This window comes from Verrucomicrobiota bacterium (genome assembly GCA_016871675.1).
In the GTDB taxonomy this organism is placed as follows: domain Bacteria; phylum Verrucomicrobiota; class Verrucomicrobiia; order Limisphaerales; family VHCN01; genus VHCN01.
This window is the reverse complement of sequence record VHCN01000126.1, coordinates 1-4,004: the sequence shown is the minus strand read 5'-3', so window position 1 is coordinate 4,004 and position 4,004 is coordinate 1. Positions and strand designations below refer to the sequence as shown.

The following is a 4,004-nucleotide window of genomic DNA, read 5'->3' as shown; positions in this document are numbered from 1 at the left end:
GTTCAATTCCACCGCATGGCCGGGGTTGGCCTCGAAATATTGGCCGTGCAGATTCTTGCCGCGCTGGCCGGGCTTGGCGGGCATGGGCGCGAGACCGCGCAGGCCGCCCACGGAACCCCACCACTGCACCGCTGCCCAGTCCGCGTGTCCGGGCAGCACGTCGCTGACGTAAATGAGCGCCGAGTTGTCCGCGAGCAGACGACGTTGGAGCGTCGGCACGTTCACGCTTTGCGCCACGGAATTTTCTTTCACCGCCAGCGCCGCCGCGTGCCCCGCCGCCTGCCCGAGCGACATCCAAATCGGCTCCAGCCGCAACGCGCAGAAGCCGACATGCGACGAACTCGCCGCCACCGGCACGAACAGGTTGTCCACCGACTTCGACAGCAGCGTGCCGTAGGGAATCTGGTAGGGCGGCACAGGATTGTAGAACTCACCGGTGTGCTTGCCGTCGAATCGCGTGCCTTCGCGTCCCGTGCCGTGGCAGTTGTTGCCATAGTCGCCCATCGCGATGGCATCACGATGCAACACGGCGCGGGCGTCGCCGGGCGCGTGCTCGCTGTCGCGCTGCGTGTAGATGCGCGCCCCCACCATCCGCCGCGCCTCGCGCACATAGAGCTGCGTCGGCAGGCCGCTCGTCTCGGTGAACTCGTCTTTGCACCAGCCCCATTCGCGCGCCTCGTCGCGGAATTTCGCGGGAACTGCCGCGTCATTTTGCAGGAAGTAAAGCAGTCCGACGTTGTCGCGCAGGTGGTCGGCGAAAATCTTTGTGCGCATGGCGGTGTTACCGTCAGGCCAGTCGAGATTCTTGCCGGGCAGCGACAGACGCACCAGGCCGCGCGACACGTCGTTGATGTCGTATTTGCCATTGGGCAGCACCGGCGTGTGCGCCTTCATCATGCCGCCCGGCTCAAACCCCCAGGCAAAGACCTTCTTGATTTTGCCCGACTCCAGATGCGCCAGCACCGGCAGGAAGTCCTCGCGGCGGTAGCCCGGCGGCGCAACTGGCGTGACGCGGTTCGCCGCCTCGCGTGTGGCGATGAAACGGAAGTTGTAGGCCTGAAGCTGGCCGTCCGCTGTTTCCGGCGCGAGTGATTCGCCGTATTCATCGCGGCCTTCGCGGCCCGCGCGCCACGGCACGCCGGCCCTCGCCATCAGGTCGCCTTCGTAGCTTCCATCAATGAACACCCGCGCCGCCAGCGCGACCGCCTTGCCATCCGCGCGCGTGAACGCTGCGGATTCGATGCGGCTCATGTCGCCGTTATTCCGCAGCTTCACCGAGGTGAGGGCGAGTTGCTTGCGGACACTGATGGATTTGTGTTCCGCCAGCAATTGCTCGAAGGCGAGCAGGTTGACCTTCGGCTCGCCAAAGGTGCCGTGGAACGAGTCCTTCACCTGCGGCGAATCCTTGCCGTAGTTCTTGGCGTAATGCGCCTCAACGCGCTGCGCGAAGTCAAGGAACGCGCCGCTCAAACTCTCGAAGGAATGAAAATCCGTGTGCGACAGCCCGCTTGCCGTCAGTCCACCAATGCGCGCCGTCGGCTCGACGAGTTGCACGGTGCAGCCCGACTTCGCTGCCGCCACCGCCGCCGCGATGCCGCCGGGTGTTGCGCCATAGACGAGCACGTCGCTCTGCTGGGCGGGCGCGTGCAACCAGCCAGCGGCGGCAAGAGCCGTGCAAAGCAAGCGGATTGGAAATTTCATCGGTTAGTCCTTTCGGTTCACCAGACCCGCAAAGGCCTTGCGCTCTGACCAGAGCAGAAATAGTGCGGCCACCGTGATGAAGGCGTGTGCGCCGCCCCAGCCGCCCTTCACCACGAACGCGTGGAAGCACAGGATGTTGATGACAATGGGGCCTAGAAAGAGCAGGCCGACGTTGCGCGTCTTGGGCAAGATGACGAGCGCGCCACCGATAATTTCGCAGACCTTGACGAAGGCCATGTAGCCGGTCGGACCAAATGCGGCCATGAACTTGCCCGGCAGTGAATCCTCCGGCGGCCCCGGAGGAAGCGTGCCAAAGAAGAAGAAGAGGCCACCGGCGAGGAAGACGAGACCGAACAGTGTGGCGACGATGTGGGTGGCGACTTTCATGTTTCGTGGACTGCCTTCAGCTGGAGCTTGCTCATTCCTCTGAAGCGAGGCGATTGGCGCGATAGGCACCAAGACTGGGATTCGGACAATAGACGTGCGCGATGAAGGCGTTGCGCTCGTGCCACATGACCTCCATGTCCCACACGCAGAAGGAGAATCGCCCTGCGTCCTCCACCCAGCCCGTCGCCGTGAGCACACTGACAGCGGTGAACAGCTCGTTGTCATTGCCCCACCAGCAAAGCACCAGATACCGCAGCGTGGCTCCGTCGTGGAAAATGGCGAACGCGGGTGTGGTCGCCCACGCAACGGCCCGCGCCCGCTTCATGCCCGCGAGGCGCTCGCGATACGCCGACTCGTCCACCCGCGAACCGGCGGCGGAGATGGAATAGAGTTTCACCCCTTCGGCATCACACCAATCCGCCCGCGATTCGATGCGGCGGGGCACAAAGACTGAAGAGGGCTTGCCCATAAAGTCAGCCTGCCAAGTGCCGCTTCACCACGCCCATGCTGGCGGCGAACTTGTTCAACACGAACTCGCGCGCCTTCGCAGCCTTAGCTTTCGCCGCCGCCGGGTCCTTGGCCATCGCGAGGACGGCCGGGACGAGCTTCTTCACCTCGTCTTCCTTGTCGAAGTCGAACAGCCAGTCGCCGAGGCCGATGTCGCGCCACATGAAACCCTTCGTCGTCTGCTCGGCCCAGCGGCACACGATGGCCGGGACGCCGTTGCCCACGCACATGATGGGCGAGTGCATTTCGTTGCCGAACAGCCCCGCGCTGCGCGTGTAGACTGAGATGGCCTCGCCGGTGAGCCAGTAGTTTGGCCGCCAGACCGCGCGCGGCTTCACGTCGGCAGGCAGCGGGTCGTAGAGCAGTTCCTTGCCCACGGCCATCTGCGTCTGGTCCTCGGGACAGATGAGCACCTTGAGCTTCGTCTGCCGCAACACCTCGATGATGGCCTGCCGATGCGGCGCGTGGTCGTGCTCCTTCAACGCCTCGTTGCGCGCGTGCTTCACCGGGTCCAAAGCCGCCTTCTTGTCGGGAATCGTCCAGTAAGGCGTGAAGCGCAGGCGGGGGATGCAGCAGAGGAACTGTCCGTCTTCCAACCCGTTGGCCTTGAGAAAGGCCGTCGCCTTCGCTTCGTCGCGCAAGTCTGTGGCGAACGCGCCGTCCGGCCCATACTCCATCAAGGGACTCGTGCAACCGCGCTGCTTCGCCAACTCCAGTGACTTCGAGTCGCGGAAGTAGACGAACTTCGCGCCGCTCAACACCGCGACCGTGGCCGCGATGGCTTGCTCCGACGCGGGTGTTGTGGCCGAGGAACCTTGCAGCGGTAGCGTGATGCCATAGACGCCGTAGGGCTTGCCGGTTTCCTTCGCCCAACGCGCCACATCATTCTGCGCCACGAGCGACGGCCCAGAGCCGTGCAGCAGGAAATCACACTCGGCAAACGCGGCCTTGAGCGCCTCCGCGCCCTTCACGATTTGCAGCTTCGGAAACCGCGCCGTCAGCATTTCCTCGACGCCGTTATCCACCTTGCTCGGCCACAGCCGCACTTCCACGCCCGGCAAATGCCGCTCAATGAGCGCCAGCACACCCGGCGTGTGCGCGATGTCGCCGATGTTGACCGTCTGCCACGAGGAGCGGAGCAAGATGCGCGGCGCACGCTTGCCCGCCGCCTGGGCAGACGCCGCGAGCGTGGCGGTGCCGCAAATGGCGAGGAAGTGACGGCGATTCATGGCTTCAGAAATACCCCGCCTTCTTCCGGTCCTCCATCGCGGCTTCGCTGGCTTTGTCGTCGGCGCGGGAGCCGCGCTCGGTGACGCGGGCGGCGGCAACCTCGGTGATGATGTCGTCCACACTGTCGGCGCGGCTCTCAATCATGCCGGTGCTGATCATGTCCGCGATGGTGCGGACGC

Annotated in this window: 5 protein-coding genes; all 5 read right to left on the bottom strand. The window is 64.5% G+C overall.

All coding sequences use genetic code 11. The features are described from left to right. Positions 1–1,701 (bottom strand): FAD-dependent oxidoreductase (locus tag FJ386_15220; protein MBM3878037.1); only part of this gene is annotated, 1,701 nt, incomplete at its 3' end. A gap of 3 nt (positions 1,702–1,704) precedes the next feature. Then, the gene (locus tag FJ386_15215; GenBank protein MBM3878036.1) at positions 1,705–2,088 is read right to left on the bottom strand and encodes a hypothetical protein; all 384 of its coding nucleotides are present in this window, start codon (positions 2,086–2,088) and stop codon (positions 1,705–1,707) included. Positions 2,089–2,119: 31 nt separating this feature from the next. Further along, entirely contained in the window at positions 2,120–2,557 is a 438-nt protein-coding gene (locus FJ386_15210) for a hypothetical protein (protein MBM3878035.1), read from the bottom strand. A gap of 4 nt (positions 2,558–2,561) precedes the next feature. Continuing rightward, positions 2,562–3,824 carry a polysaccharide pyruvyl transferase family protein gene (locus tag FJ386_15205; protein ID MBM3878034.1) on the bottom strand — a complete coding sequence of 421 codons (1,263 nt, stop codon included), beginning with the start codon at positions 3,822–3,824 and terminating at the stop codon, positions 2,562–2,564. A gap of 4 nt (positions 3,825–3,828) precedes the next feature. After that, a partial coding sequence (locus tag FJ386_15200) for a sulfate adenylyltransferase (GenBank protein ID MBM3878033.1) occupies positions 3,829–4,004 on the bottom strand: 176 nt, incomplete at its 5' end.

Excerpts from the sequence above, each read along its gene's own strand:
- FJ386_15215 (MBM3878036.1), bottom strand. The coding sequence starts at position 2,088 with ATGAAAGTCGCCACCCACATCGTCGCCACACTGTTCGGTCTCGTCTTC.
- FJ386_15210 (MBM3878035.1), bottom strand. The coding sequence starts at position 2,557 with ATGGGCAAGCCCTCTTCAGTCTTTGTGCCCCGCCGCATCGAATCGCGG.
- FJ386_15205 (MBM3878034.1), bottom strand. The coding sequence starts at position 3,824 with ATGAATCGCCGTCACTTCCTCGCCATTTGCGGCACCGCCACGCTCGCG.